Source organism: Streptomyces sp. NPDC055103 (genome assembly GCF_053607625.1).
Genome location: NZ_JBSGTX010000178.1, coordinates 1 through 1461, shown reverse-complemented (window position 1 = coordinate 1461; position 1461 = coordinate 1). Strand labels below are relative to the sequence as shown.

At 68.3% G+C, this 1461-nt stretch carries 1 protein-coding gene; it reads left to right on the top strand.

The genetic code is table 11. The features are described 5' to 3' along the window. Positions 1-243: 243 nt before the first annotated feature. Entirely contained in the window at positions 244-1446 is a 1203-nt protein-coding gene (locus ACWFR1_RS40330; RefSeq protein ID WP_453561093.1) for an IS110 family transposase, read from the top strand. The last annotated feature ends 15 nt before the right edge of the window (positions 1447-1461 follow it).

The window sequence follows — 1461 nt, the reverse complement described above, 5'->3', positions numbered from 1 at the left end:
CCCCCCCGTTACCTTTTTCGTGGCTCCGCAATGGGGCCTCCGGCCTTCGGGTCCGGCATGACTTCCCCCCCTTGTTGTTGATGATCCGGGGGGTGGTGTCACCGGGCCCGGAGGCATCGACGGACCGCTGATGAGGGGCTTGAGCGCCGGCTTCACCCGAGCCGGAAGAGCTCTCCGTAACGTGGATGTGGCAGCTCGGTGCCCTGGCAAGGCCGGACGAAAGCGTGATGGAGGGGCCTGCACGTGATCGACACCAGCGACATCGACGTCTTCCTCGGCCTGGACGTCGGCAAGGGCGAACACCACGCCACCGCCGTCACCCCGGCCGGGAAGAAGGCGTTCGACAAGCGCCTGCCCAACACCGAGCCCAAGCTCCGCGAGCTCTTCGCGAAGCTGAAGACCAAGCATGGAACCGTGCTCGTGGTGGTCGACCAGCCGGCCTCGATCGGCGCCCTGCCGCTGGCGGTCGCCCGGGACATGGGCTGCCCGGTCGCCTATCTTCCGGGGCTGACGATGCGCCGGATCGCCGACCTCTATCCCGGCGAGGCGAAGACCGACGCGAAGGACGCGTTCATCATCGCGGACGCTGCCCGGGCGATGCCGCACACGCTGCGGGCGATCGACGGCGAGGACGAGACGATCGCCGAGCTGGAAATGATCGTGGGCTTCGACGACGACCTGGCCGGCGAGGCCACCCGGGTCGCGAACCGGCTGCACGGCCTGTTGACGCAGATCCATCCGTCGCTGGAACGGGTGCTGGGACCGCGGTTGCAGCACCCGGCCGTCCTGGCCTTGCTGGAACGGTTCGGGTCACCGGCTGAGATCCGCAAGGCCGGCCGTCGGCGGCTGATCACCCTGCTGCGACCGAAGGCGCCGAGGATGGCCGAGCGGCTGGTCGAGGAGATATTCGCCGCGTTGGACGAGCAGACCGTGACGGTCCCGGGGACCGAGGCGGCCGCATTGATCGTCCCGAGCCTGGCCGGATCGCTGACGGCCGTTCTTGACCAGCGGAAACTCCTGGCCGGGCGGATCGAGGAACTGCTGGAGGACCACCCTCTTTCCAAAGTCCTGACGTCGATGCCGGGGGTCGGCGTCAGGACCGGAGCCAGGATCCTGATCGAGGTCGGCGACGGCAGCACCTTCCCGACCGCCGGCCACCTCGCCGCCTACGCCGGACTCGCCCCGGCGACCCGGAGCTCGGGCTCCTCGATCCGCGGCGAACAGCCATCCAGGAGAGGAAACAAGCAGCTCAAACGGGCTTTCTTCCTCTCCGCGTTCGCCGCTCTGGGCGACCCGACCTCGCGGGCCTACTACGACAAGAAGATCGCGCAGGGAAAGCACCACACCCAGGCTCTGCTCTGTCTCGCCAGACGGCGGGCCGACGTCCTCTTCGCGATGCTCCGCGACGGAACCTTCTACGAACCCCAACCAGCCAGGTCAGGCTGAATTGCCGAGAGCCCG